Origin of the sequence: Streptomyces sp. NPDC091649 (assembly GCF_044756785.1) — a bacterium.
In the GTDB taxonomy this organism is placed as follows: Bacteria; Actinomycetota; Actinomycetes; order Streptomycetales; family Streptomycetaceae; genus Streptomyces.
Map to the genome: position 1 here is coordinate 80,348 of NZ_JBIVTR010000005.1, position 26,588 is coordinate 106,935.

Annotated in this window: 26 protein-coding genes; 10 read left to right on the plus strand and 16 right to left on the minus strand. The window is 69.4% G+C overall.

The window, feature by feature from the left end; all coding sequences use genetic code 11:
* Positions 1 to 7: 7 nt before the first annotated feature.
* Positions 8 to 757 (minus strand): ATPase, T2SS/T4P/T4SS family, encoded by a 750-nt coding sequence (locus ACIQMU_RS12045; protein WP_402688779.1) that lies wholly within the window; start codon positions 755 to 757, stop codon positions 8 to 10.
* Positions 706 to 900: a hypothetical protein gene (locus ACIQMU_RS12050; RefSeq protein ID WP_402688780.1), complete on the minus strand. Its 195-nt coding sequence runs from the start codon at positions 898 to 900 to the stop codon at positions 706 to 708. The genes ACIQMU_RS12045 and ACIQMU_RS12050 overlap by 52 nt, the downstream gene beginning before the upstream one ends.
* 9 nt (positions 901 to 909) lie before the next feature.
* On the opposite strand from ACIQMU_RS12050, the gene ACIQMU_RS12055 reads away from it, so the two are divergent.
* On the plus strand, positions 910 to 1,911 hold the full coding sequence (locus ACIQMU_RS12055) for a DUF3800 domain-containing protein (protein WP_402688781.1): 1,002 nt from the start codon (positions 910 to 912) through the stop codon (positions 1,909 to 1,911).
* A 285-nt stretch (positions 1,912 to 2,196) separates the two neighbouring features.
* Here the strand turns inward: ACIQMU_RS12055 and ACIQMU_RS12060 are convergent, their stop codons facing one another.
* From ACIQMU_RS12060 to ACIQMU_RS12075, 4 genes are read right to left on the minus strand one after another with little or no spacing between them, the layout of a single operon-like run.
* Entirely contained in the window at positions 2,197 to 2,601 is a 405-nt protein-coding gene (locus ACIQMU_RS12060) for an NUDIX domain-containing protein (protein WP_402688782.1), read from the minus strand.
* 53 nt (positions 2,602 to 2,654) lie between these two features.
* Positions 2,655 to 3,569 carry an FAD-dependent oxidoreductase gene (locus tag ACIQMU_RS12065; protein WP_402688783.1) on the minus strand — a complete coding sequence of 305 codons (915 nt, stop codon included), beginning with the start codon at positions 3,567 to 3,569 and terminating at the stop codon, positions 2,655 to 2,657.
* A 4-nt stretch (positions 3,570 to 3,573) separates the two neighbouring features.
* Positions 3,574 to 4,143 carry an isochorismatase family cysteine hydrolase gene (locus ACIQMU_RS12070; protein ID WP_402688784.1) on the minus strand — a complete coding sequence of 190 codons (570 nt, stop codon included), beginning with the start codon at positions 4,141 to 4,143 and terminating at the stop codon, positions 3,574 to 3,576.
* Positions 4,144 to 4,165: 22 nt separating this feature from the next.
* A complete protein-coding gene (locus ACIQMU_RS12075) occupies positions 4,166 to 5,299 on the minus strand; it encodes a helix-turn-helix domain-containing protein (RefSeq protein WP_402688785.1) in 1,134 nt (377 codons plus the stop codon).
* Between the two features lie 208 nt (positions 5,300 to 5,507).
* Between ACIQMU_RS12075 and ACIQMU_RS12080 the strand changes: the two genes are divergently transcribed.
* The 9 genes from ACIQMU_RS12080 to ACIQMU_RS12120 all read left to right on the plus strand — a co-directional run bounded on the left by ACIQMU_RS12080 (position 5,508) and on the right by ACIQMU_RS12120 (position 15,023).
* Positions 5,508 to 5,975: an NUDIX domain-containing protein gene (locus ACIQMU_RS12080; protein WP_359368679.1), complete on the plus strand. Its 468-nt coding sequence runs from the start codon at positions 5,508 to 5,510 to the stop codon at positions 5,973 to 5,975.
* Positions 5,976 to 5,978: 3 nt separating this feature from the next.
* Complete coding sequence (locus tag ACIQMU_RS12085; protein ID WP_359368676.1) at positions 5,979 to 6,626, plus strand: hypothetical protein; 648 nt, start codon at positions 5,979 to 5,981, stop codon at positions 6,624 to 6,626.
* Positions 6,623 to 8,422, plus strand: a complete 1,800-nt coding sequence (locus tag ACIQMU_RS12090) for a DUF4254 domain-containing protein (RefSeq protein ID WP_402688786.1) — start codon at positions 6,623 to 6,625, stop codon at positions 8,420 to 8,422. The genes ACIQMU_RS12085 and ACIQMU_RS12090 overlap by 4 nt, the downstream gene beginning before the upstream one ends.
* Positions 8,423 to 8,469: 47 nt before the next feature.
* Positions 8,470 to 9,045 carry a phosphoribosyltransferase domain-containing protein gene (locus tag ACIQMU_RS12095; protein ID WP_402688787.1) on the plus strand — a complete coding sequence of 192 codons (576 nt, stop codon included), beginning with the start codon at positions 8,470 to 8,472 and terminating at the stop codon, positions 9,043 to 9,045.
* Positions 9,042 to 10,202, plus strand: coding sequence for a glycosyltransferase family 9 protein (locus ACIQMU_RS12100; RefSeq protein WP_402688788.1), 1,161 nt, complete (start codon positions 9,042 to 9,044; stop codon positions 10,200 to 10,202). Before ACIQMU_RS12095 ends, ACIQMU_RS12100 begins: the two co-directional genes overlap by 4 nt.
* Positions 10,199 to 11,335 carry a hypothetical protein gene (locus ACIQMU_RS12105; RefSeq protein WP_402688789.1) on the plus strand — a complete coding sequence of 379 codons (1,137 nt, stop codon included), beginning with the start codon at positions 10,199 to 10,201 and terminating at the stop codon, positions 11,333 to 11,335. Before ACIQMU_RS12100 ends, ACIQMU_RS12105 begins: the two co-directional genes overlap by 4 nt.
* The gene (locus ACIQMU_RS12110) at positions 11,320 to 12,081 is read left to right on the plus strand and encodes an SDR family NAD(P)-dependent oxidoreductase (protein ID WP_402688790.1); all 762 of its coding nucleotides are present in this window, start codon (positions 11,320 to 11,322) and stop codon (positions 12,079 to 12,081) included. Before ACIQMU_RS12105 ends, ACIQMU_RS12110 begins: the two co-directional genes overlap by 16 nt.
* Positions 12,074 to 12,631, plus strand: coding sequence for a histidine phosphatase family protein (locus tag ACIQMU_RS12115; protein ID WP_402688791.1), 558 nt, complete (start codon positions 12,074 to 12,076; stop codon positions 12,629 to 12,631). The genes ACIQMU_RS12110 and ACIQMU_RS12115 overlap by 8 nt, the downstream gene beginning before the upstream one ends.
* A gap of 1,033 nt (positions 12,632 to 13,664) precedes the next feature.
* Entirely contained in the window at positions 13,665 to 15,023 is a 1,359-nt protein-coding gene (locus ACIQMU_RS12120) for a hypothetical protein (RefSeq protein ID WP_402688792.1), read from the plus strand.
* Positions 15,024 to 15,302: 279 nt separating this feature from the next.
* Here the strand turns inward: ACIQMU_RS12120 and ACIQMU_RS12125 are convergent, their stop codons facing one another.
* The 10 genes from ACIQMU_RS12125 to ACIQMU_RS12170 all read right to left on the minus strand — a co-directional run bounded on the left by ACIQMU_RS12125 (position 15,303) and on the right by ACIQMU_RS12170 (position 26,582).
* Positions 15,303 to 15,788 carry a hypothetical protein gene (locus tag ACIQMU_RS12125; RefSeq protein WP_402688793.1) on the minus strand — a complete coding sequence of 162 codons (486 nt, stop codon included), beginning with the start codon at positions 15,786 to 15,788 and terminating at the stop codon, positions 15,303 to 15,305.
* Positions 15,785 to 16,111, minus strand: coding sequence for a hypothetical protein (locus ACIQMU_RS12130; protein ID WP_402688794.1), 327 nt, complete (start codon positions 16,109 to 16,111; stop codon positions 15,785 to 15,787). The genes ACIQMU_RS12125 and ACIQMU_RS12130 overlap by 4 nt, the downstream gene beginning before the upstream one ends.
* Before the next feature lie 838 nt (positions 16,112 to 16,949).
* Positions 16,950 to 17,789: an ABC transporter permease gene (locus tag ACIQMU_RS12135; RefSeq protein WP_402688795.1), complete on the minus strand. Its 840-nt coding sequence runs from the start codon at positions 17,787 to 17,789 to the stop codon at positions 16,950 to 16,952.
* Between the two features lie 4 nt (positions 17,790 to 17,793).
* A complete protein-coding gene (locus ACIQMU_RS12140; RefSeq protein ID WP_402688796.1) occupies positions 17,794 to 18,618 on the minus strand; it encodes an ABC transporter permease in 825 nt (274 codons plus the stop codon).
* A gap of 26 nt (positions 18,619 to 18,644) precedes the next feature.
* A complete protein-coding gene (locus tag ACIQMU_RS12145) occupies positions 18,645 to 19,529 on the minus strand; it encodes an ATP-binding cassette domain-containing protein (RefSeq protein WP_352239370.1) in 885 nt (294 codons plus the stop codon).
* 131 nt (positions 19,530 to 19,660) lie between these two features.
* Positions 19,661 to 20,764, minus strand: coding sequence for a hypothetical protein (locus ACIQMU_RS12150; RefSeq protein WP_352239369.1), 1,104 nt, complete (start codon positions 20,762 to 20,764; stop codon positions 19,661 to 19,663).
* Positions 20,765 to 20,849: 85 nt separating this feature from the next.
* A complete protein-coding gene (locus tag ACIQMU_RS12155; protein ID WP_402688797.1) occupies positions 20,850 to 22,391 on the minus strand; it encodes a hypothetical protein in 1,542 nt (513 codons plus the stop codon).
* Entirely contained in the window at positions 22,388 to 24,847 is a 2,460-nt protein-coding gene (locus ACIQMU_RS12160; RefSeq protein ID WP_402688798.1) for a pyridoxal-dependent decarboxylase, read from the minus strand. The genes ACIQMU_RS12155 and ACIQMU_RS12160 overlap by 4 nt, the downstream gene beginning before the upstream one ends.
* Complete coding sequence (locus ACIQMU_RS12165; RefSeq protein ID WP_402688799.1) at positions 24,847 to 25,512, minus strand: class I SAM-dependent methyltransferase; 666 nt, start codon at positions 25,510 to 25,512, stop codon at positions 24,847 to 24,849. Before ACIQMU_RS12165 ends, ACIQMU_RS12160 begins: the two co-directional genes overlap by 1 nt.
* Complete coding sequence (locus ACIQMU_RS12170; RefSeq protein ID WP_352239365.1) at positions 25,509 to 26,582, minus strand: hypothetical protein; 1,074 nt, start codon at positions 26,580 to 26,582, stop codon at positions 25,509 to 25,511. The genes ACIQMU_RS12165 and ACIQMU_RS12170 overlap by 4 nt, the downstream gene beginning before the upstream one ends.
* Between the last annotated feature and the right edge of the window lie 6 nt (positions 26,583 to 26,588).

Below are 26,588 nucleotides of genomic sequence, written 5' to 3' on the forward strand. Positions count from 1 at the left end.
ACCAACACTACGGAGCGGAAGGAGGGAGGGGCAGCGACGCGGGGTCAAGGTCAAGGCGCATCTTGCCCCACATCGTGTCGAAGGCTTCGAACCATGCACGGTTGGCCTCTTTGAGCTCGGCCCAGCTGTCATAAGTCTGTCCAGCAACCAAGCTTTCTACGAGATCGCGCATGCCACGCAGCACCGTGTCAGATAGCGCGACAATCTCAGGTGGAGCGGTGATGGACACTTGGTATCGCAGTTCGTACATGCCGCCGTTCCTATAGGCGTGCGCTGCCTGACTGGCACGCTCCGGCCAAGGCTCCGTGCTGTTGATCGTTGCGGCGTGTATCTCGTTCCACGTCTGCGCCACCGCTGCAAGGTAGGCGGCGTACAGCTCGCGCCTGACAGTGGTGCGATTGACTCCCTGTTCTCGGCTCCACCTGGACCGGTCGGCTAGCCACGTGGCCCCCACGCCGATCACCGCGCCTGTCACCGTGCTGACGACTGAACTCCACTCCATCGTTGGAGGATAGGAGCGCACGGCCCCATCGCGTGCGACTTCGCTTACAACGAGGTGGACGCATGTATGTTTAGCCAGGCACCCGCCTTCGTGTCCGGTGTTCAAAGCGGCCAGCAGCTCGGTGACTTCAGCTCCGCGCACCTCGCCGACCACCAGCCGGTCGGGTCTCATGCGCAGCGCCTGCCGCACGAGGTCGCGTAACGTCAGCGGCCCGCGCCTTCCTGGTTGGCCGGGCGGGGACTCCAGGCGGACCACATGCGGATGGTCCGGTCGGAGTCCTCGGCGAGCACGATCCGCTCGTTCACGCCGACCGCGCCCCGCAGGCTGGAGAGATCGTGGCGCAGGTCCAGGCGGGCGTTGACTCGAAACCGGTGGCCTTCTCGGTTGCCTCCCGGCATGCTCCAGAAATGAATGCCCCCCTCGCCTCGCCCCCTGTCGTCTACGCGGACGAGTCCTCGAATTCAGGGCAGAACCTCCTTGACCCTGATCAGCCCGTGTTCACGGTGGCTGGGGTCCACCTTCCCGACGAGCTGGCCATGTCCATCGTGGACGAGGTCCGTGCCCAACTTCCACCGACCCAGGGAGAGCCCAAGTACGGCTCCCTCGCCCGCTCGTCACGGGGGCGGAAGGCGCTGATGCGAGCCTTCGAGCAACTACCTGAGGGGAGCATCCGCAGCTCACTGGTACACAAGCCGTTCATGGTGATGACCAAGCTGGTCGACGTTCTCGTCGAGCCGCTGGCGTACGCGGATGGATTCAACCTGTACGAGGACAAGCAGGCATTGGCTCTGGCGCAACTCCTGCACACGTGTGGGCCCGTTCTCGGGGGTGCTGTGGCTTATCGCCAGATGCAGCAGGCTTTCGTTGACTGGGTACGTCAGCGTCTCTCGACCGACGGCCTGTTTGCGGCTGTGGCCGCGTACAAGAAGTCGATCCCGGTTCAGTACAGCGACTTCGCCGAGCAGATAGAGCTGCTGGAGTACTGCCGGAGCGTGGCCGATGAGACCGCAGTTGACCTGGCGGCCGGCGGGCAGCGCGATCTACTCGATCCGGCTGTGACCTCGATCTACTGCCTGTGCGTCAGCTACCGCGAGTCCCTCGGCCAGTTCCGCCTCGTCCACGATGTGTCGAAGGTGATCGGCCGTCACGCAACGACGCTGCGTGACGCGCACCTTCTCCCGGACCCGGCACGTCCGGGGCGCCTCAGTCGGCCTGCTGCCACTCAGATCGAATTCGCGGACAGCAAGGCCCATCCGCAACTTCAGTTGGCGGACTGGGCAGCCGGCGCGGTGCGGCAGTGGGCGGCTCACTTGGCGGTGGGCGGCGGTGATCGGTTCGCGCAGGACTTGGAGAACGTGGTGCGGCCTTGGGTGATCGAAGCGATCTGGCCGTCTGTGCCGGGGAACTGAGCTGTCCGCCCGGAACGCAGTGTGCCAGGACTCAGATTCGAGCACCGTTCTCTTACACCTCATCGCCGAGAAGTGGGCCGCTGTCCAGGATCTCGCCGCCCGACCCGACACCCCCTATGCCCGCGACGTTCTCGACGGCTCGGACCAGAAGCACGCTCCCTTGCGCAAGCCTTGATCACCAGGCTTGACACGCCTCAGCCCCTTGGGTGCCGGCACGGAATGCGCTGGCCTCAGCGATCCCGAGCTGGATATACCCCGAAGGGACGGTGTCCGGCTTGGCCCGGATCACGAGAGTAGAGCCTCATCGAGATAGTCCCGTACCGGCTTGAACAGTCCGTAGGGCACGTAGTGCGGGATCTCGCCGTGCGCGACCCAAGCCAGACCTGCTACCTCGTCCGGACTCGCGATGCCCGCTTCGCCGCCAGAGCGTCTACACGCGATGTAGTGGATCTCCCAGCCGGTCATGGGGTGAACCCGTTGCCCGAGCACGATCTGGGGAGTCACCAGCAGCCCGGTCTCCTCCCGGGCCTCGCGCGCCGCCGCCTCCCCCGCACTCTCGCCGGATTCGATCTTCCCTGCCGGGAACTGCCACGAAAGCGCGCCCTCCGACACGCGCCGTCGCACAAGCAGCACCCGCCCGTCCTGCACGACGACGGCGGCTGCGACCGCCGGATTGACCTCAGTGGTCATGGAGATCCCTTCCCGAGTGCGTGGGTCGTCGCGCGTATCCCACCGCTGTGGTCTCAGCCCTTGGTGGGCACGTCCCTGGCCGCGTAGTAGGCGTGCAGTGCGGCCTCGCTGCCTGACCCCAGAGCGGTCATGATCCGCTGGAAGCGGGCGGAGCGGAGGTCGCCGGCCACGATGATGCGGGGGTGCTGGTCGCTCGGCGGGCAGTATCCGTCCGGGCCCCGGGTCAGATCGCCGGGCGGGGCGGTCGGGGCGTTGCCGATGCTGAGGTAGGCCGAATCCGCTGTGATCGTCCGCCGCGTGCCGTCCTGGCCCACTGCATCCGCCGACACCAGGGGGCCCTCTGCGGCCTTCAACGTCAGGTGCTCGACGGGAACGAGGGTGACGCGGAGGTCGTCCCGGATTTCCTCGATCTTGTACGCGTCGGCTGCCGGGTACGCCACGAGCAGGCGGGTGTCCGTGGCCGGATGGGCGCGCAGGAACGTGCCGATCGGGCGGTCACCACCCAGGACGAGGAGGGTGCGCCCCTGAGCGTCGTCAGCTTCGGCCTCCCAGAGCGGGGGCAGGACACGGCCGCCGGGGGCAGTGATCCAGGTGACGTCATGAGGCTGGAGGGGGCCGACGCCGGTGGCAACAACGGCGTACGGAGCCGTGAGACGCGCACCGGTATCGACCGTGACGGTCACCCGGTCATCATCGGCGCGGAGTTCAGTGACGCGCCTGCCGAGTTCGATGCGGCACAGCTCGGTGCCCTTCAGCTCCGCCACGACGGCGTCGGCCAGGTCGGGGCCGTTGGTGTGGCCGCCGAGGACGTTGTTCAAGGCCGGGATCCGATAGAGATTGCGGCACAGCCGGTCCGGCTCGACCAGGACTGAGCGCATGCCCACGCCGGCGGCCATGCGGGCGGCGGCGCAGCCGGCCGGTCCTCCGCCGATGATGATCAGGTCGGTGTCGAGCGGTGTGTCGGCCATGGGGCTATTCCAGCACCGAGTCGGCCACACGCGTATGTAGTTGGCCCATCACATACTCGGCGTCCACGAGTTGGCCTGTTCCGATCAGGCGCCGGGCGACGAGCAGACCGGCGTCGTGGACGTCCAGGCCGGCGTCGCTGGCACAGGCGTCCGTGACGATCCAGGGTGCGTATCCGTGCTCGAAGGCGTCTGCGGCGGACTTCAGAACGCAGCTCTCGGTGGCGATTCCGCAGAAGACGAGGTCGGTCCAGCCGGCCCGTCGCATCAGTTCTGCGGCCTCGGGGGTGAACAGCGTGTATCCGGTCTTGTCGACGCCTGCGTGCGCGTGTTCCGCCGCCTCGGCGAGCTCGGGAACGATGTCGGTCTCGGGTGGCTGCTGGAGTCGGCGCCATTGGAAGAACCGCTCGTACGGGCTGTCCGGATAGTTGAAGTACCGGGTGAAGACGACAGGCCGCCCTGCGGCGGACCATCTGGCGACGAGGTCGGCGACTGCGGGCACGACGTGGCGACTGTGGTGGTTCACAAAGCCGTTCTGCATGTCGATCACGACCAGTGCGGCACTGCTGATGTCCATCGGCTCTCACTCCTGCCCGTTCTCAGCCGTCACTCTCGCGCAGAGCTTCCTGCGCGGTGCGTAGCCGTTCGGCCAATCCGCTGGTTTTCATGATGGCCTCCCGCATCAGGACGTGTTGCGCGGTCTCCTGAGCACGGGCGGTGGTGAGCCGGGAAGCGGCGGCACGCAGGAATCGCCAGCCGTACCGCTCCGGCATGGAGGGGTCCTGGCCGTCCTCGACCATCTGCTGGATGTGGCGGGTGAAACACCACAGGGCCTGGACGGTCAGCTCGCAGGCGACCAGCTCATCGGTGGTGAGGCTGCGCTCGCTGGAGTGGGAGGCGTAGGCGACGCCGGACCAGCCGGCGTAGGCGGTGGACACTCCCCGTACGCCGAAGGAAACGATGTCCGGGTGGTCGAAGCCGGTGGCAAGAAGCGACTCCTCGACCGTGCAGGCCAAGGGCGCGGGACCACCCGGTGCCCCGCGGTCGACCAGAACCGAGGGAGTGGAGAGCAGGCGCAGCGCGGTGTCGTAGGCGTCCCCGGCCCACGGACCGGAGGTGAGGCAGTAGAGGGAAAGAACGTATTCAGGGTTGGGGGCCCCGGCGTGGTCCCCTTCGAGGAGTTCGCGGATCTTGTCCCGGGCCCACGGAAGGTCGGACGCGTAGGAGCGGTAGCGCCAGACGGCCAGGTCGGTCAACGCGGCGGGTTCGTGCGGCTGGACAAGGTGGAAGACGACCACCCCGCATGCGAAGACGTGCAGGACACAGCTCTGCGCCTCAGGGTGGTCCAGTCGGGTCGAGGAGGACTCCAGCCACTGAGCGCCCCCACTCGGTGTCAGATGCTCCCGAAGTCGGCCGGCGCGCTCGACACCGATGAAGACCGGCAGGAATTTGTGGGAGTCGACTTCTATCCGCCCTGTGACGGGTGCAGCCGCGTCACTCATTCCCAGCGCTTCCGCGAACCGGGTTTTCGTTTCGTCGGGTGCGCGACCGAGCGCGGTATCGAGAATTCCCTGAGACTCGGCGCGAGGCTGGTAGCCGGCACCGCCTGCCTCCCAGTTCGACACCGTGCGGTCGCTGACCCCCAGGTACGCGGCGAAGTCCCGCAGGCTCATTCGCAGGGCGTCGCGTAGCAGCCGGGCTTCCCGGCCGGACCATCTCTGCACCGTGACCACCGTGGCACCCCCTGTCCATCACCCGGTGGAACGACCGAACGACCAGCGTAGCCAGCCTTGTTCAGCAGTGCTGCGGCATTGCTGCAGCGCCCGTACATCACACTCCGCAACCGTCTTGCTCCATGCTGAATCCACCGCGCCGGGGCCAGCCACCACCAGGCAGCCCCTCCGCGTTCTCTACCGCACCACCACCAGAAGGAGCACCGGCATGACCGATATCGTCAAGCGCAATGCCCGCGCCATCCTCCTCGACGGCGACGAACTGGTCCTGATCAAGCGCACCAAGCCGGGCAGGGAGCCGTACTGGGTGACGGTCGGCGGAGGGGTCGAGGCGGACGACGCGACCATCGAGTCGGCTCTGCACCGCGAGGTGTTCGAGGAACTCGGCGGCAAGCTGGCGCGCGCCGAACTGGTCCACCTGATCACCGACCAGGTGGAGGGCGGCGTCGGCGTCCAGCACATCTTCGCCGCGCGCCTGGAGTCGATGGACCTGGACGCGCGTACGGGAACGGAGTTCGCGAAGCCGGAACGGGGCGAGTACGAGGTGGTACGCGTCCCGTTCACCGCCGAGGCGGTCCGCGACCTGAACCTGATGCCCCCGGAGCTCGCCGAGTTCATCGCCGCCAACACGTACGCGATCACCTCCGTCCTCGACACCCCGATCCGCGAGGCGTGAGCGATGACGCGAGCTCCGGACTTCGTCAGCCTCAACGGCCCTGACAACGTCGGCAAGACGACCCACTTGGTGCGGCTGGCCGAACGGTGGAACGCCTTCCAGCCGCTGGGCGCGGTCCACGAGCACGATCCCGATTCCTGGGCACGGGTGGCCGCAGGCGACTACGCCCGGTGGTGGTTCGAGACGTCCACGACCGTCGAGCTGACCGAGATGCTGCTCGCCGGTCATGCCAAGCGGGCCGCCGCACGCGAGAACGGACGAACGGGTCTGCTGGACCGGGGCCTGCCCATGCTTCTCGCCGTGGCCGCTGCGACCTGCGTGGTCAAAGACGGGCTGACCGTCGGCGAATCGTTCAAGACCGTGATGGGAATCGCCGGTTCGCGGTCCGCCACACCCGAGACCTCCATCCTTCTGCTCCCGTCATTCGACGCCGAACGCAGTTACGTCATCACCAGCGCCCGCGAGGGCCGCCCCTGGACCGGGATCTACCCGGAGTACCAGAAGACGCTGCACGCGGTCCTGCTCCACCAGGTCGACCACGGTGCGTTCGCCTCGGTCGTCGACTGCGAGGACCGTTCCTTGGACGTCGTGCACAGCGACGTGCTCGATCGCCTCGGCCTCAGCCGACTCACCGACGGGAGTCCCCGATGACGCAGAACTCCCCGCTGCTGGTCCTGCCACCCAGTCTGTCCCGCACCGTGGCAGCGCTCCCGAACAAGGACCGGAGCCGCCTGGACGACACCATCACCCGGCTCCACACCGTCAACGGGCGCCTGTGGGACACCGAGGACCGGGTGCGCGGCGCCTTACTCTCCGCCGCCCAGGTCGCCGACTGCAAGCGCGAGATCGACCAGCTCAACGCCGAACGGAACCTGCTCGCCGAGCGGGCTGACGAGGTCCTCGGCTCACTGGCCGACGCAGGCCGCGCCGACGCACCGCTGCATACCGAGACGCTCGCCTCCGTCGTCGACCGCCTCTCGGTGCTGACACTGAGGACCTGGCACAGCGAACGGGCAGCTGCCCGGGGCGAGTTGGCCCGCCGACGTGTCCCCGTCCTTCACGGCCAACGGGAGGAACTGTGCGCCGCCCTCGACGCGCTGGTCTCCGACGTCGTCGCAGGCCGCCGCCGGCTCCCCGTACCGGCTCGCTTCAAGCTGTACGGCCGGGACGACGCCGCCCCTGCGGAGATCAAGCCGAGTCGGCGTCTGCGCCGGGTCCTCGCCTTCGGTGGACTGAGCGAGTGCGGCAAGAGCACCAGCGCCGAGTTCGTCCAGCGCACCTGCGGTGCGCAACGCTTCAAGATCGGCTTCCTGTTGCGGCAGGCGGCCCACCGAGAGGGTCTCGCGGACCCGTACGCCCTGTCGCCCCGTCGGCAAGCCGAGTTGCTGCTCGGTGAGCTGAACCGTTTCGCGGACGCGCACATCGACACGGAGTTGTTCACCATCGAGTCCGTCCACGACGACGCCTCGATCGCCGAGCTCAAGCGACTCATGGGCGACGCGCTCCAGATCGTCTACCTGGACGCCTCATTCGCCCTTCGCGTCGAGCGGTCCGGCACTCCGGCACAGGCCGTCGCCGCGAAGGACGAGATCAAGATGAGCCGTGGCGCCCACCAGGTAGCCGCGCTCGCCGACCACGTCATCGACAACACCGGCAGCATCGCCGCCCTCCGCGCCCGACTCCGGCGCATCGCGGCCCCGCCCGCACCCACGGCGCTACGCGCGGCCACTCCGTACGGGCTGGGACTGCCTGCCGCCGTAGCCTCGGCGACGGCCGACTTCACCGACGCGGTACGGGCCTACGGCCCCGGCGTACGGCTCGCCGCGCTGACCGGCAGCCCCGGCGAGGGCAACTGGATCGCCGGCTGGTCCGACCTGGACCTCCTCGTGATCGCCGAGCACGAGGCCATCGGCCGGGTACACGAGGCCCTGGAGCAGTACCGGACCGCCCTCGGCGGTGCGGCCTCCCTCGGCCCCACCCTCGTCACCCCCGGCGAACTGACCGCCCGGCGCCTCACCCCGCGCCTGGCGTTCGTCCTCCACCAGCTCCAGCAGGGCAGCCCTGTTCTGCATGCCGCACCCAGCCTCGAACTGCCGACGATCAGCCGAGGCGAGCTGGCGTTCGCCGCTGTCCGGGAACTCCCCCAGGTCATCCTGACCATGCGCCGTCTACGCGCCGACGCGGGGCCGACCGCACTGCGGCAGCTCTACAAGCACCTCGTGCTCGCCTGCCGCCTGCTCCTGCGCGAGCACAACCAGTGGGAGTCCGGCCCCGATCGGATCCTCGCCGCAGCCTCCCGCATGCCGGGCCTGACGGCCCTCGCGACGCCCTCCCTGGCCGAGATCTCCAGCGCTTGGCGCGACGGCGAGGCCGAGCTCGTCCTCAAGCCCGTCACCGTGGCCGTCGACCAGCTCCTCACCTGGTACGCCGCCCAGCTCGCCGCCTGAACAGGCTCCCTCTCCCTCCTCGTTCTCCGTCCGACAGGAGCTTCGCCATGCCCGAAACCATCGCCGTGCCATCCTTCACCGCCCGGATCGTCGAACGGCTCAGCGTCGGAGCCACGAGCCGCCGCGAGCGCGTCATCCATTCCCTGGACGGCCTGGAGGACCCGGTCCACCCCGAGACCCTCGCCAACACAGGGGCCGACCTGTGGCGTCTGCTCCAGGAGCAGGTCCCGGAAGAACTCGGCTCCGTGGACTTCCTCCTCGGCCTGGACGCCGGCGGCATCCTGCCAACCGTCTCCCTCGCCAGCGTCGCTCAACTCCCGTACAAGATCGCCTGGAAGCTGCACCTCCCGCTCGACGGCGCGGTCCGCTTCAGCGAGCCCCACGCGATGCGCACCGACGTCTTCGCGTACGGCATCACTCCCGGGCAGCGCATCGTCATCGTGGACGACGAGATCACCACCGGCCGGACCCTCGCCGACCTCACCCGCCGCCTCCGCGAGGCCCGCGCCGTCCCGCTGGCGGCGGCCTGCCTGGTGGAGGACACGACCCGCGGAGCCCGCGACCTGCTCACCGACCTCGGCCTGCCGCTCGTCTCGCTCACCACGATCGAGGGCGCGGAGTGACAGCTGTGGCCCCGGCGGGGATCCAGTTCCACCACGGTTCCCGGGTCATCCCCGCCGGGGCCGTCCACACCACCCCGCTCGGGTACGACCGGGACAGCGTTCCCATCGGCGCACCGCTCCCGCTGGCTGCCTCCGCCGAGTTTGTCCACCGCCTGAGGTGGTGCGGCGAGATCGTCGTGGCCTTCGAGGGGAAGCTCGGTGACACGCTCCTCGCGCTGTCGGGGGTCCGCGCGGTTCTCGACTGGCTGCGGCTGCGGTCGGTACGCGTGGCCGTCCGGGCGGTGGGTCCGTACGCGAGGCTGATCGCCCGCACTGGGCTGATCACGCAGCCCCAGGCCACCACGCCCAACGGCTGGCGGGCCGTGATCGGCGACCGCACGGGTGTTGAGGCACCTGGCTCGGAGGCGGCGGTGAGCCTGGTGCTCGACCCAGCTGCCCCGCCGTGCTGGTCGAGCGACGGCCGCACCCACCCGGACCTGCCCGCCCGCCACTACCTGGCTCTGGAGCGCCGCCTAGGCATCCGCCTGCCCGGCACGGCTCCGTTCGCTCCCACCCTCGCGACCGGGCCGAACAACCTCGTGGAGGAGCTGCGCTCGGTGGGCTGGCTGGGCGGTCTGACCATCGCCGCCATCACCGCCACCAGTTGGCCGGAGCGCAAGGACTACACCGCCCAGCGCTTCATCGCCCTCGCCGAGCACATCGCCGAGGCACAGCAGGCCCAGGCCCGGCTGCTGCTCATCGGCGGTAACCCAGGCCACGGCCTCCGCGTCACGGCGGAGGCTCCCCGGCGTCACGTGCAAGCCCTCCACATCGACGGGATGCCAGCCGACGGCCTCGTCGACCTCTTCCCGCACTGCCACCTGATCGTCGGCAACGACACCGGCCTCACCCACCTCGCCGCGATGGCGCGCGGCGGCCAGGATCGCGGCGGACCGCCGGTCATCGGCCTGTACGCGCGCCACAGCCACAGCAAGTGGCGCACCGGCCTGTCGCACCACCATGCCGTCGCCACCAACCTGTCCGACCGCATGCACCAGGGCGACCTCTGCCCCGTCCGCGACGCCATCGCCCCGAACTCGGACGTGCACATGGACGCCTTCCCGCCCGCCGCACTGGCCCAGGTCGGCCTCGAACTACTCAACGAGGTGGGGCGATGATCTCCCAGCCCCTCCTTCGGGTCGGACCGGTGCGGCGCTTCACCCGCAACCTGCTCTGCCCGGTCGACCTCTTCGGCCACTCGCTGCTCCTGAAGTACACCCGCAACCCGGCCGAGGCCGGAGAGGAAATCCACGGCCACGCCCGCCTGGCCCGGCACTACCGTGTCCCCGCCCTCCACGCCCACCTGCGCGTCCCGGGCGGGCACCTGCTCGCGTACGAACGCCTCCCCGGCAGCACCGACCAGGGCCTCCTGCTCGACCTCCTCAACGCGGACGAGCCGAGCGGCGACCTCCGCACCTACATGGACCAACTCACGGCCGCGTATCAGGAGGTCATCCTCACAACGTCATGGCCGGCCGATCCTGCGAACGTCGTCCGCAAGCTGTACTGGGACCGCGCGGCACCCGGCGACCGACTCGACACGTACTACGCCGGCAAGGACTTTCTGATCGCCGACGGCCTCATCGACATCCCGGTCTCCCGCCTCAGGACCTACACCCTGAGCATCAACGGCCGCCGACACCGCCTCGACTGGGCTGCCACCCTCCGCTGGCTGCGCGCGCACTTCGCCACGGCAGAACCGGTATGGGCGGCCCTCACCCAGGGTGACCCCACGGACGTCAACCTCGCCCACCCGCTCGCCTGGTTCGACTACGACACCGCAGGGATGAACAGCATCCCCGGCGAGTTCGCCAACTTTCTCTGGTACGCCTCCGCTCTCGGCGGCTGGCTCGTACCCACCTACAACCCGACCGCCTTCGCCGACCACCCCGCCACCTTCACCTACGTCCCGGCCAACACCCCCGAGATCCGACGAGCGGCAGTCGACCACACCACCAGCACCATCCACATCGACTACACGCCGCGCCTCTCTGCACCCCGGCGAGCCGCCGTGATCGCGTACTGGAACAAGCTCGTAAGACCAGTCGCGGACCGTCTCTGGCCCGGCGAGGACCTGGCGAACCTGCTCCGCCCCTACCTCGCCATGCGCATTCTCGGCGTCTACAACCTGGCCGACCTGACCTCTGAGGACCGGCTCGTCCTCCTCGCCCGGCTCGCCGAGGCCATGAGCCCCACCTTCGACCCGACCACCTACTTCTGCCCGCTGGAGTCGCCATGCCCGGCCCCCTGAACGGCCGCTCCGCTCTGGTCACCGGAGCCACCGGCGGCCTGGGCTCGGCCATCGCCCGCCGTCTCGCCGCCGGTGGCGCCTCCGTCGCCCTTGCACACCTCGACGAGGACCAGGCCGTAGCCGAGCTCGCCGCCCGCATCACCAGCAGCGGCGGCGCCGCAATTTCCCTGGCAGCCGACCTCCGAGACGCCGATGCCGTGCGCGCCCTCTGCCACCAGACCCACGACCAGTTCGGCCCGATCGACATCCTGGTCAGCAACGCGGGCGCCTACCCTCGCCGCCCGTGGACGGAGACAACTCCGGCTCACTGGGACGAGGCTCTGGCCTCTAACCTGACCAGCCACTACCTCCTCGCCCACGAGCTGACCCCTGCCATGACGGCCGTCGGCTGGGGCCGGATCATCACCATCGGCTCGGTCCTCGCCACGGCGGGCCGTCACGACCTCGCCGGCTACATCAGTGCCAAGGCCGGCCTCGAAGGACTCACCCGTGCCCTCGCACGCGAACTCGGTCCCGTCGGCATCACCGCCAACTGTGTCGCCCCCGGTTCCATCCGCGTCGCAGCTGAGGACACGGTCGTCGACGATCCGGAAGCCATGACCGCTCGGCAGCTCGCCCGCCAGTGCGTCCAGCGCCGGGGCCGCCCGGAGGACATCGCTGCGGCCGTCGCCTTCCTCGCCACCGAGGACGCCGGCTTCATCAGCGGCCAGACCCTGCGCGTCGACGGAGGCTGGATCCTTGGCTGACATCTGGCTCATGCGCCACGGCGCCTATGAAGGCCACCGCCCCGGCTACCACGCCCCGCACGAAGCCGCCCTCACGCAGGAAGGCCGCGAGCAGGTACGCCGCTCCTTGCCCCTCCCTGAGGGCGTCACCGCGATCGTCACCAGCCCGATCCCCCGAGCCCGTCAGACCGCCACCCTCGTCTCGCACCTCACGGGCCTGCCGATCGTGGCCACCTCCGGCCTCCTCGCCGAATGGCGCGCCCCGAGCATCGTTCTCGGCCGCACGGCCGAGACCTACCCACCGGCCTACAGCGCCTGGCGAGTTCGGCGCCTCGCCAACCCCTCCCTACGCTGCGAAGACGGCGAAAGCCTCACCGACCTCCACACCCGCGCCCGCCACTGCGCCGCCTTCCTCCACCACACCGCCGGGCGCCACGGCTCCATCTTGGCCGTCTCCCACACCCTCCTCCTCGGCGTCCTCACCCACCTTCAGGAGGGCCCCGCCGCCTTCGTCACCGCCGCGAAGGTTCCCTGGCGCTTCGCCGAACGCCGACCTCTGCCCGGCAATTAGTTAGAGAGTGGCACCCGGAATGCGACGCCTTAATCAATAGATGACTGAGGGATACCCAGCACGAAGAGGTCGCGAAAGCAGCGTGACACAAAGGTGGACGACCTCGCGGGTGGGCGCCCAAAGAGACACATCATCGCGCTTGGAACCTGTGCCCATTCACCCTTCGTTTCTGCCGCTCTTCCAATCGCCCTACCGTCTGCGGAAGCCGCGCTTGGCGAGGTGAACGGATAGAGCGGCCGCGGGACCTGGGGGGTTGATCAGGTCTCCAGCCGAGAACACGACGTACCTCCTGCCATGCTCCCACCAGCCCAGCAAATCCCTCAAGAACGTTACGGGCTTGAACCAGGACAGCTCCCAAGAAGCCGAGGAACGCGGGAATCCCTAATAAGACAGCAGCCCAACAACACACCAGGACTCCCTCCCATACATAGTAGCCTGCGGAACGCCTAGACACGAGAAAACCAACAGGGATGACCCTGCCGCCCTTTCCGATCGAAGTCAGTACCCAAATGGACGCCTTCCACGATGCCAATATCTGTTCCACGGTGGGCATTCTTGGACGGTTCCGTACGCACCGCAGTTCCTTGTCTGCACGGTCTCACCCGGCAGGCCACTGAGTCTGTAGGGTAGAAGCTGCATTTTTTGATCTTCGCTGAGTCATCACTACCGTGGGAATGCTGGCACTAAGGAGCCTCAGCGGTCTTTACGGTGCAGCGTGAATTCTTTGATCACTGACCGTTTGCCCGGCACAGCCTGTCGGTGCGGGGTGAAGGCATGATCTTGGGTTGCCGAAGGCCCCGGCGCGGCTTCCGGTCAGAGCCGTTGTCACTCCGTGACCGCGGTTTCCGGTCAACGCCGACGAAGGGTGTAACGGCATCACATGGCGGCGGTCCAGCCTTGGTACCGCATCAGCAGCTGTCAAGGGATGGCCGAATAGCGGTCTGCGCCCCCTCGTGCGCACTTGCTTGCGCTCCCCCGCCGGGCTCTACCGTCCTTCGGCTCACGCCACACGACATCGATGGAAGGGCAGCCGGTGCACAAGGACGAATCCAAAGCCGTCAGCGAGGTCCTCCACGAGCTGAGCAACACCTCACACGTTCAGATCCGCTCGTCGGCCGAACTGGGCGCCCACGTCTCCGAGGCTGCGCAAAATGAGGACGAGAAGCGGACAGACAACGGGCAGGGTCCGCTTCGCCGACGGACCGACTACAGAGCCGCCCGGAACGCGCCGCGTTCACTGACCCTCAACCCCTGGCAAATCATTCACGCCATCGGCCTCGGGGCTGCCTCGGCCCGCCAAGGTGCGGGACGAGGACTGGCCGAGCACTGGGGAAGCCTGCGCTATATCCAGGCTCTGGAGGGCAACCAAGGCGACTACCTGCAGCTGTCGTCCGAGGGGCGCGATCTCCTGCGCTTCTATAAGGCCACGCAGTCCGGGGAGATCGGCACCGGCTTCGCTTCCCTGCTGGCCGAGAAGCTGGTCAGGTCCCGGTACCCCGACCACTCGGTCTCCGTGATTCCCGCGGATGTTGCACTGAAGGCCGGCTGGACCCTCCGCAGCGCTTCCGGGACGGGTGCTCGCCCGGAGCCGCTGCAGCGACGGCCCCACTTCTTCGTCGAAGCCTGGCAACCGGCGCAGCCGTCCAAGGTCCTCCTCGTCTCCTCCAAGGGCACCCACAGCAGCGTTCAGCAGGTGCACAAGCAGCTCAGCACGGCCAGCGCTCACGTGGAGTCCGTGCACATCGGGGCCTACGGCACCGTCCCGTACCTGCTCATCGGGACAGAGATCCCCAAGAAGGAGAGCCTCGCCCTGCACATCCTGGAGGCGCCGGGCACGACCGTCCTCCGCCCGTCCGGAGGGGCATCAGAAGCCGACCTGGACCTCGCCCTGAGCCAGGAGAACCGCATGGCCGACGTCGTACGGCAGGCTGAGCAAGAGCACACGATCATCCCCGGGTTCCAAGTACTGCCCGAATCCTTCGCCTGGTTCAGCATCGTGCTGGCTAGGACGGAGGCGGCCACGCTGACCGCCTTCACCGGAGGTGGCAAACCCACCGCCCAGTACCTGACCAAGGAACAAGGACGGCGCCACTTCCAGCACGACGTCCACGCCAACACCGACAGACTGCGAGATGCACAGCACCGCATCCACGGCATCGACTTCGTCGGCACCGACCACATCTACCGCCTCAACGGCACCCGCGTGGAGGCATTCTCCGGGCTCGAGAAGAGCCTGTACACGCATCTTCACCACGGGCGCGTCAATGAGTACCGACGCGAAGTACACGAACGTCGAGACCAGTGGCCGGGCCGCAGCACATCGGAACGGTGGAGCGCGGTGTCCATTCGTGCCGACGGAACTGTGCTGGCAATCCGTCTCCAGGAGGAGTGACAGTTCCGGCGGGGCCTTTGCTCTGATGGTCTCACTTCCGGTCTCGTTCGCCCCCGTCCGACGCCATTCGCGGGTGCCACCATCACCAGCTCCGCACCAGGTCAGGACACCCACGGCCCCCGCCGGACCCCCATACGAACATTTGGAAAGCGTGTTGGGGGCAACCCCTCACGAGTTCGAATCTCGTATCCTCCGCCATTGCTCTCACCGGGCAATACGTCGAAGGCCCCCGCAGCTCGCTGCGGGGGCCTTCGACGTTGACCAGCTGTCGACCGGTGCTCAGATCTGCACCACGTGCACGTCCTGGGCATCCAGTGCCTTGAGATAGGCGTCGAGGTCTGCCGGGTCTCTGGTGAAGACCACAGCACTGCCGTGTCGGGCGGCTGTGAGAGCCACCAGGGCATCCACAGCGTCCGGCCGCTTCTTCGGGGGCAGCTCTGCCGAACCGAGTGCGCTTCCGATGCGGTGCCATTCGGTGATGTCCGGACCGGTGGCGCACATAATGCATGCCGTCTGCCCCACGCTGGTAGGGCGCATGGCCGGGACCGAACTACGAGCCTGAGGCACCGTGCAATCCTTCATCACCCCGGCCAGGGCATGCACCGTGGCGGGGCTGGGCCGCCAGACTTGCGCGAGCACCGGTCCGAGCACGAGCGCCCGATGCGGTGTCTCCCGGAGACCGGCGTGCAGACGCACCGCCTTCGCCTTGCGGTCCGCGAGCGCGATCAGCATGCCGGTGTCGTAGACCGGCACCCGGACGGTCACGCCGCGTTACCGGATCGGGTTGCAGGACCCTCGGCACCATAGATGAGCCCCATAGCCTCCTGCACCTCCCGCCGCTCCTGCTCCGTGAGGTCGTCGTCGGCGACTTCAGGCAGCGGGGCCAGTGCGGCAGCCTCCGCCTCAGCTGCCGCGATCACCGCGTCAAGTCGGGCGAACTGAGCCTCCGCCGCTTCCGCCTCGGCCATCTGCCGGGTCGCGGCGTTAACGAGGTAGGCGGACACATCCATTCCAGCCCGCTCCGCGTGGGTCCGAATGCGCTCGGCATGTTCACTGTCCAGGCTGATGCTGATTCTCGTCTTCGGCATACCAGCAGTGTATGACGCGTATTACGACTCCGCCAGGCATTCCGCCCGCGCAGGGCCGACAGGCCGAGCCGCCCTGACTCGACCACGACCGTCCGAACTCTGTCCGACAAGGCTCATGGTCTCCGTTCCGTTCTCCTTCACCTCTGTACGGCGCCATCCGAATATGCGGCGGCCTCCTGAACCGTCGCAGGTCCTTACGCACCTGACCGTCTCCGGGCCGCCGGACGAAGACTTGGAAAGCGTGTTGGGGGCAGCCCCTCGCGAGTTCGCATCTCGTGTCCTCCGCCATGGCCCTCACCGGGCAGTACGAAGAAGGCCCTGACCCGTTTCGACTGGTCAGGGCCTTCTTCGCGTGCTGGCCCGAGTTGGACCGGTCTCGATCACGCGTCGCTGGGCGGTGGGCTCTTCGTGATCTTCCGTCTCGGTCGCGGCCTGGAGGGACCCTCGTTCGGGCCTCCCCGGCCTCTTCGCTCGCCTCCGGCGCGGTGCCCCAGAGTGCGTCGCGAGGCTGGGAGGGTGTGGACCCCGGCCGTGGTGATGTGAGGTACGAAGGGTGAGGCCGCTGGTCTCCCCACGGCCTCGCCCATCGCGCTGGACGCGTCTGCCGGATATTGCGAGCTACCGGCGGACGGCGCCTCGGGGCCGCGGCCGGGGCAGGCCGCCGATCTTGTCGGCGGGGTCCGTGAGCACCCCGTTGGTGAGGTACCGGTAGCGACGGCGCGTCCGGGCCGATATGCCGGGCCCCCGCCCATCATCGCGTCAACGATCGTGTCCGGGACGCCGACAATCGGACCAGGTCGGTTTCTCGGGGCCATGCGACGTCGGTGGTTCGGTCGGTCTACCCGTTGCGCGAGTACCAGGCCAGTCCGCGGCGCCAGGCGGCGAGTCCCAGTGCCGTTACGGCCACGGCCACCAGCGGGAAGGCGTACACCAGGGCCTGCGAGAAGGGGACCGTGTCGGTGTGGCCGGTCAGCCAGGCGGCCGGGTAGTAGCCCGCGAAAGCAATCGGGACACCGAAGGTGAACACCGTTTGCAGAATCGTCGGGAAGACCGACAGCGGGTAGTTTCCGAAGGTGCCCGCGGTGTTGTCCAGCCAGAAGAACAGCGACTCGCTTCCCCGGAACCGCAGCACGAGCGCGGCGATGTGGAGGTTCAGGCCCAGCTCTATCACCGTGGCGCACACCATGGCCAGGAGGAGGAACAGCACTGCCCCGACGGTCCATTCGACGTCCAGCAGGGACAGACAGACGCTGAGCGAGACCGCGGCCACCACCAGGTCGCCCAGTGCGTTGACGGGCGCCTCGTACGTGAACACCTGGAGCAAGGTCGGTGCCGGGCGGGTGCGGAAGGCGTCGAAGCGGCCTTCGCGCAACAGCTGCGGGACCAGTCCCAGATTCCCGAAGAAGAGCATGTACAGGCCGTGGCCCACCATGCGGATGCTGCTCACGAGCAGGATCTCACCGAGCTCCCAGCCATCCAGCGCGGGAAAGCGGCTGAAGATGACGGTGGCGAAGAGGACCACGGTGATCTGGTACGTCACACCGTTGGCCACGGCCATCGCGAAGTCCGCGCGGTTGGCGAGTTGGCTGCGCAGTCCGGCCCGCAGGATCACCGTGGCCAGCCGCAGCCGGCCGACCGGAACAGCTGGGGTGGGCGCGGCAGAGGTTTTCGTGCTCATCGGATCAGCCACCAAGGACGAGGAGACGGCGGGCGGCGCGGTGCCACATAAAGCGGCCTGCCAGGGTCAGCAGCACTCCCCAGAGGGCTTGTTCGGCCAGGAACCAGCCGGCGTCGGCGGCTGCGATGCGCCCGGTGTAGAGCGAGACCGGCACATGGATCGTCGCCGCGAACGGCAGATGCTCGCCGACTGCCCGGAACCAGTCGGGAAAGAACCACAGCGGGACGAGGCCGCCGGACAACAGCAGTTGGGCGAACGCCACCAACCGGTTCACCCCGAAACTGGTGATCGTCCAAAAGCTCGTCAGGTCTACCAGCAGGCCGATCTGGTAGAAGACCACCTGGCCGAGCGCGTACGAGAGGACCGCCACCGCCGTGGCCGCCCAGGTCGGGGGAGCCGAGACGAGTCCGGTGGCCAGGCCAATGGCCAGCCCGGCGCACAGCCAGGCCGTGGCGTAGAGCCCCTCCCCTACACCACGCCAGGCGCAGTAACGACGGGCTGCCAGCGGTCGTACGAACCAGAAGACGACCGATCCGTCTCGGATCTTGCTCTGCGCGGTCTCCTGCGAAGCCCCCTCCAGAACGACCCTGCCGGTCCCCATGAGGGTGGCCAGCACCGAGTAGGTAATGGCTTGGGAGGCGTCGAGACCGACCACGGTCTGACTGCTCTCCCCGTACAGCGCGCGCCAGAGCAGCACGTACAGGAAGACCTGGGTGACGATGACGAACGTCGTGGCGACGATGCGCGGCTTGTAGGCCCATTCGGTGCGCGGGACAAGGAACGCGAGCCGAAACGCGCGTGGACGGCCGGCTGCCGTACTCGGGCTCACGGGGCGGGCCGGGGAGGGCGGCGTCATCACCCGGCCAGTCCCGTCGCCGTCGGCGCTTCCTCGTGGGAGCGGCCGTAGAGCGTGCGCAGCATGTCCTCGACTCTGGTGCCCTCGTACACCAGCGAACGCACCGGGTGGGCGGCGAGCAGCTCCGCGGTCACCTCGATGCGGTCGGACCCGGGCAGCGGGCGGACGCGCACGGTGGGCCCGTCGGCGGAGACGACCTCGGCGGTCAGCAGCCGCAGCGAGGGCGGCGGCGCCTCGAACTCCACCACGAAGGTGTGTTGGTCACCGGATACGGCGGCGAGTCCCTCCCGTGACCCGTCATGGACCACCCGGCCCCGGTCGATGACCACGATCCGCTCGCAGAGCGCCTCGACCTCCCCCATGTCGTGCGTGGTGAGAATGATCGCGTGGTCCCCGGTGGCCGCCAGCCTGGCCAGCAGTGCCCGTACCTGGTCCTTGACCAGGACGTCGAGGCCGACCGTCGGCTCGTCCAGAAAGATCACCTGCGGCCGGTGCAGCAGGGCCGCCGCCAGGTCGCACCTGACGCGTTGGCCGAGGGAGAGGAAGCGGACCGGGGTGTCCCAGAACGGCGACAGCGAGAGGACACCGTCGAGTTCGGCCAGGGCGGAACGGTAGACGGGCTCGGCCAGTCCGTAGATGTCCCGCAGGATGTCGAAGGAGACCCGCGCCGGAAGGTCCCACCAGAGCTGGGTGCGCTGCCCGAAGGTGACTCCCATCGTGCGCGCGTTGCGCTCGCGGTCGGCGTACGGGTCCAGGCCCTTGACCCGGACCGTTCCGGTCTCGGGCAGCAGCAGGCCCGTCATCAGCTTGATGAGCGTCGACTTGCCTGCCCCGTTCTGACCGAGCAGTCCCACGAACTCCCCCTGCCCGACACGGAGATCCACATCGGCCAGGGCGACGGAGCGTCGCGCCTTCCGCCGCCGCAAGGGCCGTCGGACACTCCATCGGTCCCCCGGGTCGAAGGACCGGAAGGTTTTTCCCGCCCCGGCGACGTCGATCACCGGCTCCCCGCCGGTCATGAGGCGGCCCTGCCCGCGGCCTCGGAGCCCCTGAGCACAGCGGTGGCCACCAACGGCGCGAGCAACTCGCCCACCGCGGGCAGCCACTGGACGGGGACGACCCGGCGCAGCGCCCCCGGTGCGAGGGTGGCCAACGCGGAACGCGCCTGAAGTCGGCCCGGGTCCACCGCCCCGCCCAGGTCGTGCAGCACGGCTCCGAGGGTGAAGGCCGTGGTCCACACCTCGGCGAGCAGGACGTCGCTGATCCGGTCGTGGACCAGGGAGCGGTGGGGCAGAACGTCCAGCGCCTCGCGCAGAGGTCCGACGGTCTCCTCCCTCCCGATGCCCCGTTCCAGCAGGGTCTCCTCGGCGGGACCGCGGCGCCAGCCGTCCGGCGCGGAGTCGTCGCGGGTGTAGACCACGGCCAGCTGCTCCCACCAGCAGAAATAGGGCACGGCGCTCGGCGTCGGCAGAGTGCTGGAGCCGGGCCCGACCGAGGCCCCCGCACCGAGGAGGCCGTAGTTGGCGGAGTTGCGCGGCCCCATGACGTCGTTGCCGACCAGGCTGGGGGGGTTGGCATGATCCACCGGCTGTACGACCGGGGTGAGCTTCTCGATATTGGTCAGGTGATCGAGAAGGGTGACGTCGTCCGTGGCGTCGGCCACGGTGTTCGCCGCCGCGTACTCCGCGAAGGACCGTGCCCGGGAAGCGGGCAGTACGAGCGCCACGGAAGGCAGGTAGTCGTCGACCACCGGAGCCCAGTCGTGGCCCAACAGGGCCGCGGCGCGGACAGCGTTGGCGGTGCGTGATCCCCACTCCGCGAACAGGCTGATGGCGGCGTCCGGCCTCGCCGCGACGAGGGCCCCCACCCGTTCGGCGAACCCGGGCGCGAGGATCGCGTCGTCCTGGATCACCAGCTGATGAGTGGCCGAGGGCGCCACCGTCTGCCAGGCGAGACGGGCTGTGCGCAGGGCGGACGACGGGCCGTCCGGTTCGGGGTCGGTGACGACCACGGCCGCCAGTTCGGGGTGGGCTGCGGACAACCGCTCTGCGGCTGCCTGGCGGCGTGGGTGAGCCATGATCACGGTGGAGAGGCTGATCGGGCGGGGTGCGGCAGTCATAGGTCAGGGGTTCCGGTCTGACAGGGGGCGGGGGACGGTAGCGGTTCGTGGGGTTCGGGGGGGCCGCGGTCGCCGCGGGCGGGTATCACCGCTCGGTCTTCCCGGACTCCGCGGAGCGCCCGCCGAGGAGTCCTGTCGCGTACCGCAGGGGCCCGAGCCAGTGCAGGACGGGCTGGGCCAGGAACGCGTGCACCAGCCGCAGTCCGCCCGGGGACGGGAGCTCGGCCCGCTCCCGGGCGCCTTGATGGCCCGCCAGCCAGGACTCCGCCCGGCGCACACACCACAGGGTGTGCGCCACGGTGTAGCCGAAGGCGGCCGCGGCCCAGACGATCAGCTGCGCGTGCGCCTGGGCCAGAGCGAGGACGGTGACCGCGGCGAGGACCACGACCGGGCCGACGAACCACCAGAGGGTGTCGAGGAGTTCCTTGACGAACACCGCTGAGTTCCGCGGTTGGTGGGTCCGCAGGACGGGGTCGGTCAGCAGCCGTCGCAGCCCCGCCAGACTCCCCTTCGCCACGATCGCGTAGGCGTTGCCGAGGGAACGGACGCTCGGGTACCGGTCGACGAGATTGAAGACCGGGAGCACCACCATGCCGGCCCTCGCGGAGGAGAGCTTGTAGCCGATGAGGAGGTCGTCCACGGGCTCCTCGTACATACCGATCGCCACGAGCGTGTCATGACGCACGAAGAGGCCGGCGCCCACGCCGTACACCACCGGTTCGGCGACGGCCGCGAGGCCGGAGGGAAGCCCGGACCCGGCGATCCGGGCGCACGCCCGGATGCGGTGGGCCTCGACACCGGCGCGGCGGCGCAGATCGGCCAGGGCATGGGCGCGCAGCAGTACGTCCTGGCGCCCCGGTCGGGCGGCGTGCGGGCGGCGGAGCTGGAGCGGCAGTTGCTGGATCAGTTCCGGCGGGTGTCCCGAAGGCGCCCGGGCGGCCTGCGCCACATGCCAGAGGGTGGTGCTGTCCGGCTGGGAGTCGGCGTCGTACAGACCGACGTAGGTCATGGCGGGCACGGCGTCCGGGGGCAGCAGGTCCGGGAGCTGTTCGACGGCGTGCACCAGCTGGCTGCTCTTGGCTCCCTCGGCGGTGTGGTGCAGGTGGTGCAGGCTCGCTCCGGGGTGCTCCGCTGCCAGCAGGGGCAGTAGGTACCGGGCGATCTCGCGCGTGGTGGGGACTGCGCCGACCTCCGAGCGGAGGGCAGCGGCGGGGTCCGCCGCCGCGCGCACGCGCGCCGCGACCGCCGCGGCCCTCGCGGAGGGGACGAGTCCGCTCAGCCGCGCCGCCGCTCGGGCGCCGTCCTCGGCCAGGGCCGTGGCCAGGGCGGGCAAACGGCGGAGGGCGGCGTCCCGCTCGCGTTCCTCGCGTTCGGTGGTGACCACCACGATGTGCAGCAGATGCCGTGGGTAGTCGAGGGCGAGCGCGCCGCGCACGACCTCCTCCAGCAGGTCCTGCTCGCGCAGGGCGGGCACCAGAAGCACGACATGGGGCGCCGGGCCGTCCTCCGGCGGGCGTACGGCCCGGCGTCGGCGGTCGAGGGCCCGCGCTGTCCGCGCGGCGCGGGCGGTGAGCAGAGCCCCCCAGAGGAGAACCGCCCACAGGACGGTCAGAGCGATCGTCGTCACGTGGGCCCCACCACGGTGTCACCGACCGCCAGGAGCCGCATGCCGCCGCGGGTGGCGCCGGCCTCACGCAGACTCGCCACCACTGGGCCGAGGCGCTCGGCCCAGGCCACGACGTCGGCGGGCACCAGGCGTTCCGGCTCACCGACCGGAATGCCGCGCAGCAGAGCACCCAGCCGCGTACCCAGGGCCAGTGGGATCTCGGTGGTGAGCGTCCGCGCCCCGCCCACCTCCGCGAGGTCCACCCGCAGGACGCCGTCGGCCAGTGACGGTTCAACGCGGACCAGGCCGAGCTCCGCCGAGCGGGCCAGGAGCGGCCCGGCGTTCTCCAGCAGGAGCTTCGCCGGGACGGCGGAGCGGTGGCGCACGCCGACGCTCAGCTCGACGACCGTGTCGAAGAACCTGTTGGGGAACCTGCGGTACTGACCGCGCAACAGGTGGCGGCGGCGGGGCAGGGAGGGATCGGCGTGTCGTGCGATCCGTACGATCCGCGGCGGTTCGGCGTCGTCGCTCAGGGTGAAGCGCAGTTCGCACGAGGTGTCCAGGGAGAAGGAGTAGTCGTCCCCCTGCCGCCGCACACTGCGCGCGTCCTTGCCGATCTTGACGACGGTGCCGGTGGCGAACACCTGGATCTCGTCGTTGTGCCAGCGGTCACCGTACTTGTACTCGGCGGACCGGAACGAGCCGTCGGCGTGGAAGTTCGCCAGGACCACGGGGATGTCGGGCGTACGGGCCGGGCCGAAGTGGGCGAAGTGGGCGGCCCCGACCAGGGAGAGCTTCTGCTGGTGGCGGTCGAGCACTTCGAGGGACCACTGTTCGGGACTGACCACTCCGAACAGCTCGTTGGCGAAGGGGCGGTCGAGGTCGGGAGCGTAGATGTGCAGGCCGTTCCCGGCGCCGTCATCGCCCCAGGGGCGGCTCTGCACCCGCTCGCCGAGTTCGGCCCTGGACTGGAAGGTGTGGAAGGAGTACGCGTGCGGGTAGTCGTCGGGGTCGCGGCGCTGCGGGGGGTGCACGACGAGGTGGCGCAGGCAGGCGCTGGAGGAGCGCAGGGAGCGCAGCTCAGCCGGGGCCGCGCCGGGTTCACCGACCGGCCGGGGCGGCTCTCCGTCCGCCGCCCGCCGCGGCTGGACGGCGGGGGCCGCCGGGACGGGTCGGCTCAGCGCGGTTGCCAGGTGCCCGGCGAACCCCTCGATGTGGGCCGACGTCATGTGCGGCATCGCGTAGAAGTGGTGGAAGAGCCGGTCGACGACCCGTCCGTCCTCGGCCCGCCAGGGAAGCCTGTTGCCGACCAGGCGGTAACGCTCGGTGAGCTCCCTGGGCAGTTTCCCGTCGTCCGCGGAGAACCCGACGACGAGAACGGTATTGCCCGGCGACGGCTTCGTCAGTGCGCCGGGGTCCACCGCACGGATGGCCTCGGCAAGCTCGTCGCGCAGCTCCAGGCAGCGGCGGAACGTCTTCCGGTAACCCTCGGCGGCCACGCCGAAGACCAGCGACCAGAGCGCCGCGGCCATGGCTCCGGAGCGGGACCCGGTGATGGTCTCGTCGATGAATCCGGACATCGGCGCCGCTACGGCACCGTGGCCGAGCAGACCTTTCCGGCACAGGAAGACGCCGCAGCTGTAGGGCATCAGGCCGGATTTGTGCGGGTCGAGCACCACGGAGTGGACATGAGGGTTGCGGAAGTCGAAGGGCGTCGCGGGCGCGGTGAACGGCAGGATCATGCCGCCGTGGGCGGCGTCCACGTGGTGGAAGGACGCTGGCCCCGTCCCGTCGGCCGCCCGGCGTCCGAGCAGAGCGGCGATCTCGTCGATCGGGTCGACGGAACCGGTGTTGTAGTAGCCGGCCGTGGTCACCACGATCACGCCGGTCCGGTGGTTCCCGTCCCCCGCCGCCGTGTCCTGGGCGGCCAGTTCGTCGAGGGCGCTCGCAACGGATTCCGCGTCCCACACCCAGGAGGGGCCCACGGGACAGGTCACGATCTCCAGATCGAGGATCTCCGCCGCCTTGGCCACCGAATGGTGGGCCAGATCCGAGGTGAGGACGACGACCCGGGTGGCTCCACCCGCGCGGAGGGCGTTCCGGCCGATGCGCAGCCCGGCGAGGGTCCCCTCGTTGGCACCGCCGGTCAGATACCCGTCGACGGAGTCGGCGTGCAGCAGCCCGCCGAGCGCCAGCACCGCCTCGCGCTCCAGGCGGCGCGTGCCGCGGACCCCGTCGCCGAAACGGGTGTGCACACCGACGTTGTTCGCGTTGCGGGCCACGAAATGCTCATGGCCGAGCAGGGCCAGCGGGTGCGGGGCGGTCATGGCGAAGCCCAGGCGTACCGGCTCGTCGTCGCCGTGCCAGTCGGGAATCTCCGCCAGCCGGGCATCCAGGATGTCGCGGAGGGCCCCCGCGTCGAGCGGCAGGGAGGGGAAGGGGTCGGTCTCCGTCGACCCGTCCTCAAGATCGGGCATCAGTGTCCCTCCCGGCGCAACGTGCAGCGGAGCACGGCACGTGGCCCGACGTCCAGCTGTCGCACGTAGTCGTGCACCGCGCCCTCGGGGGTCAGGCCCGCGTCGGCGAACGCCCGGAGTACGCGGTCCGGGGGAAGCAGCGTCATCGGCACCCCGTCGGGGAGCAGATACCGGCCCTCGGCGCCGTCCTGGCGCAGTTGGGGGTCGAGGACCCGCGAGGTGAAACAGTTCAGCGCGAGCAGTCCGTCCGGACGCAGCACCCGGACGATCTCGCTCACCGCGGCGCTCCACTGCGCGTGGTCCACGGCGTTGTGCAGCACTCCGTAGCAGACGACCAGCGCGAAGGACGCGTCCGGCGCGTCGATGGCGTGGGCCGCTCCCTGTCGGACGGCCACCTGTTCCCCGTACTCGCCGGTGCGGGCGCGGGTGGCTTCGACCATGCCGGAGTGCAGGTCCAGGGCGACCGTGGTGAAGCCCCGGCGCAGGAGGGCCAGGGTGTTGCGGCCGCCCCCGCAGCCGAGATCGAGCGCGACCCCTTCGACGGGTGTCTGCTGCAACAGCTCGATCAGGTAGGGCTGGGCGTCGAGCGCGCTGAACCCGGCGACCGTCTCCGGGGAGTTCCAGTAGTCCGCGGCCAGCTCGGAAGATGTCTCGGTACGGGTCATCGGGGGAGCTCCGTCTCCTCGTAGGTGCCGTTGTGCGGACGGGCGTGCGTGACGTCCATGCCCAGGTCCGCGAAGCGCTCCGCGCAGTGGTCCGGGCGGTCGGTGAGCACGAAGAAGGCGGGGCCGACGGAGGACAGGGACAGCATGGTCGCGGCTCCCTCGTGCCACAGCGGTTCCAGATCTTTGGCCAGATCGGTGAGTCCGGGGTGGGTGAAGGAACAGTTGTCGATGCTGCCCATCCGGAACCGGTAGTCGAAGACGAGCGAGCCGAGGGGCCCGAGGTCCCCCCGGCGTGCGGCGGGCATGGCCTCGTGAAGCATGCGGAAGGCGATGGTGGGCGCCCACCGCTCGCCCGTCGCGCGGAACTGGTCGAACTTCTCGGCCTCCGCGGCCATCAGCTCGTCGGTCGGACGCCGGTCCCAGTCCGAGGGGACGCCGATGACCAGGGAGAGCCGCTCGGGCACGGGCACGGTGAGGACGACGGTGCTGCGGCCCGCGACGATCTGGATGCCACCGTCGTACAGCCCCGAGGCGGCCGAGCCTCCGATGCACTGCACGGGAATCAACAGGCCCGGGAGTGTGCCGTGTTCCTCTCCGTGGTTGGAGGTGAGGTAGGACAGGAGGTCGGCGCGGTCCACGGGGTTGCCGTAGAGGTGGTTGACGGCCGTGGCCACAGCAGCGATCAGACTGCTGCTCGACCCGAACCCGGCGTGCACGGGCAGCGGATCGCTTTCGGCCCGGATCGACAGGTCGCAGTCGACACCCAGCGCGGAGCACATGATGCGGGCGGCGTGCTCGACGAGTTCGGGTCTGCGGACCACCGGGTCGACGACAAGTCCGGCTCCGGGCTCCAGGCGACGGACGTGGACGTGATGGAACCGGGCGACGGAAAGGACGAGTTCACCGGCGTCGTAGAGGAGGTTGCGGTCGCCGGCTATCGCCCCCGGCTGCAACGCCATGGCGTTGAGCCGGGTCGGGTAGCGGATGGCGGTCTCGTCCCGGGGCTCGGCCCCGCCGGGAGAGGCGGCCAGCGGATGGTGGACGGTGCCGGGAATGAACGGTTCGAACATGCTGCT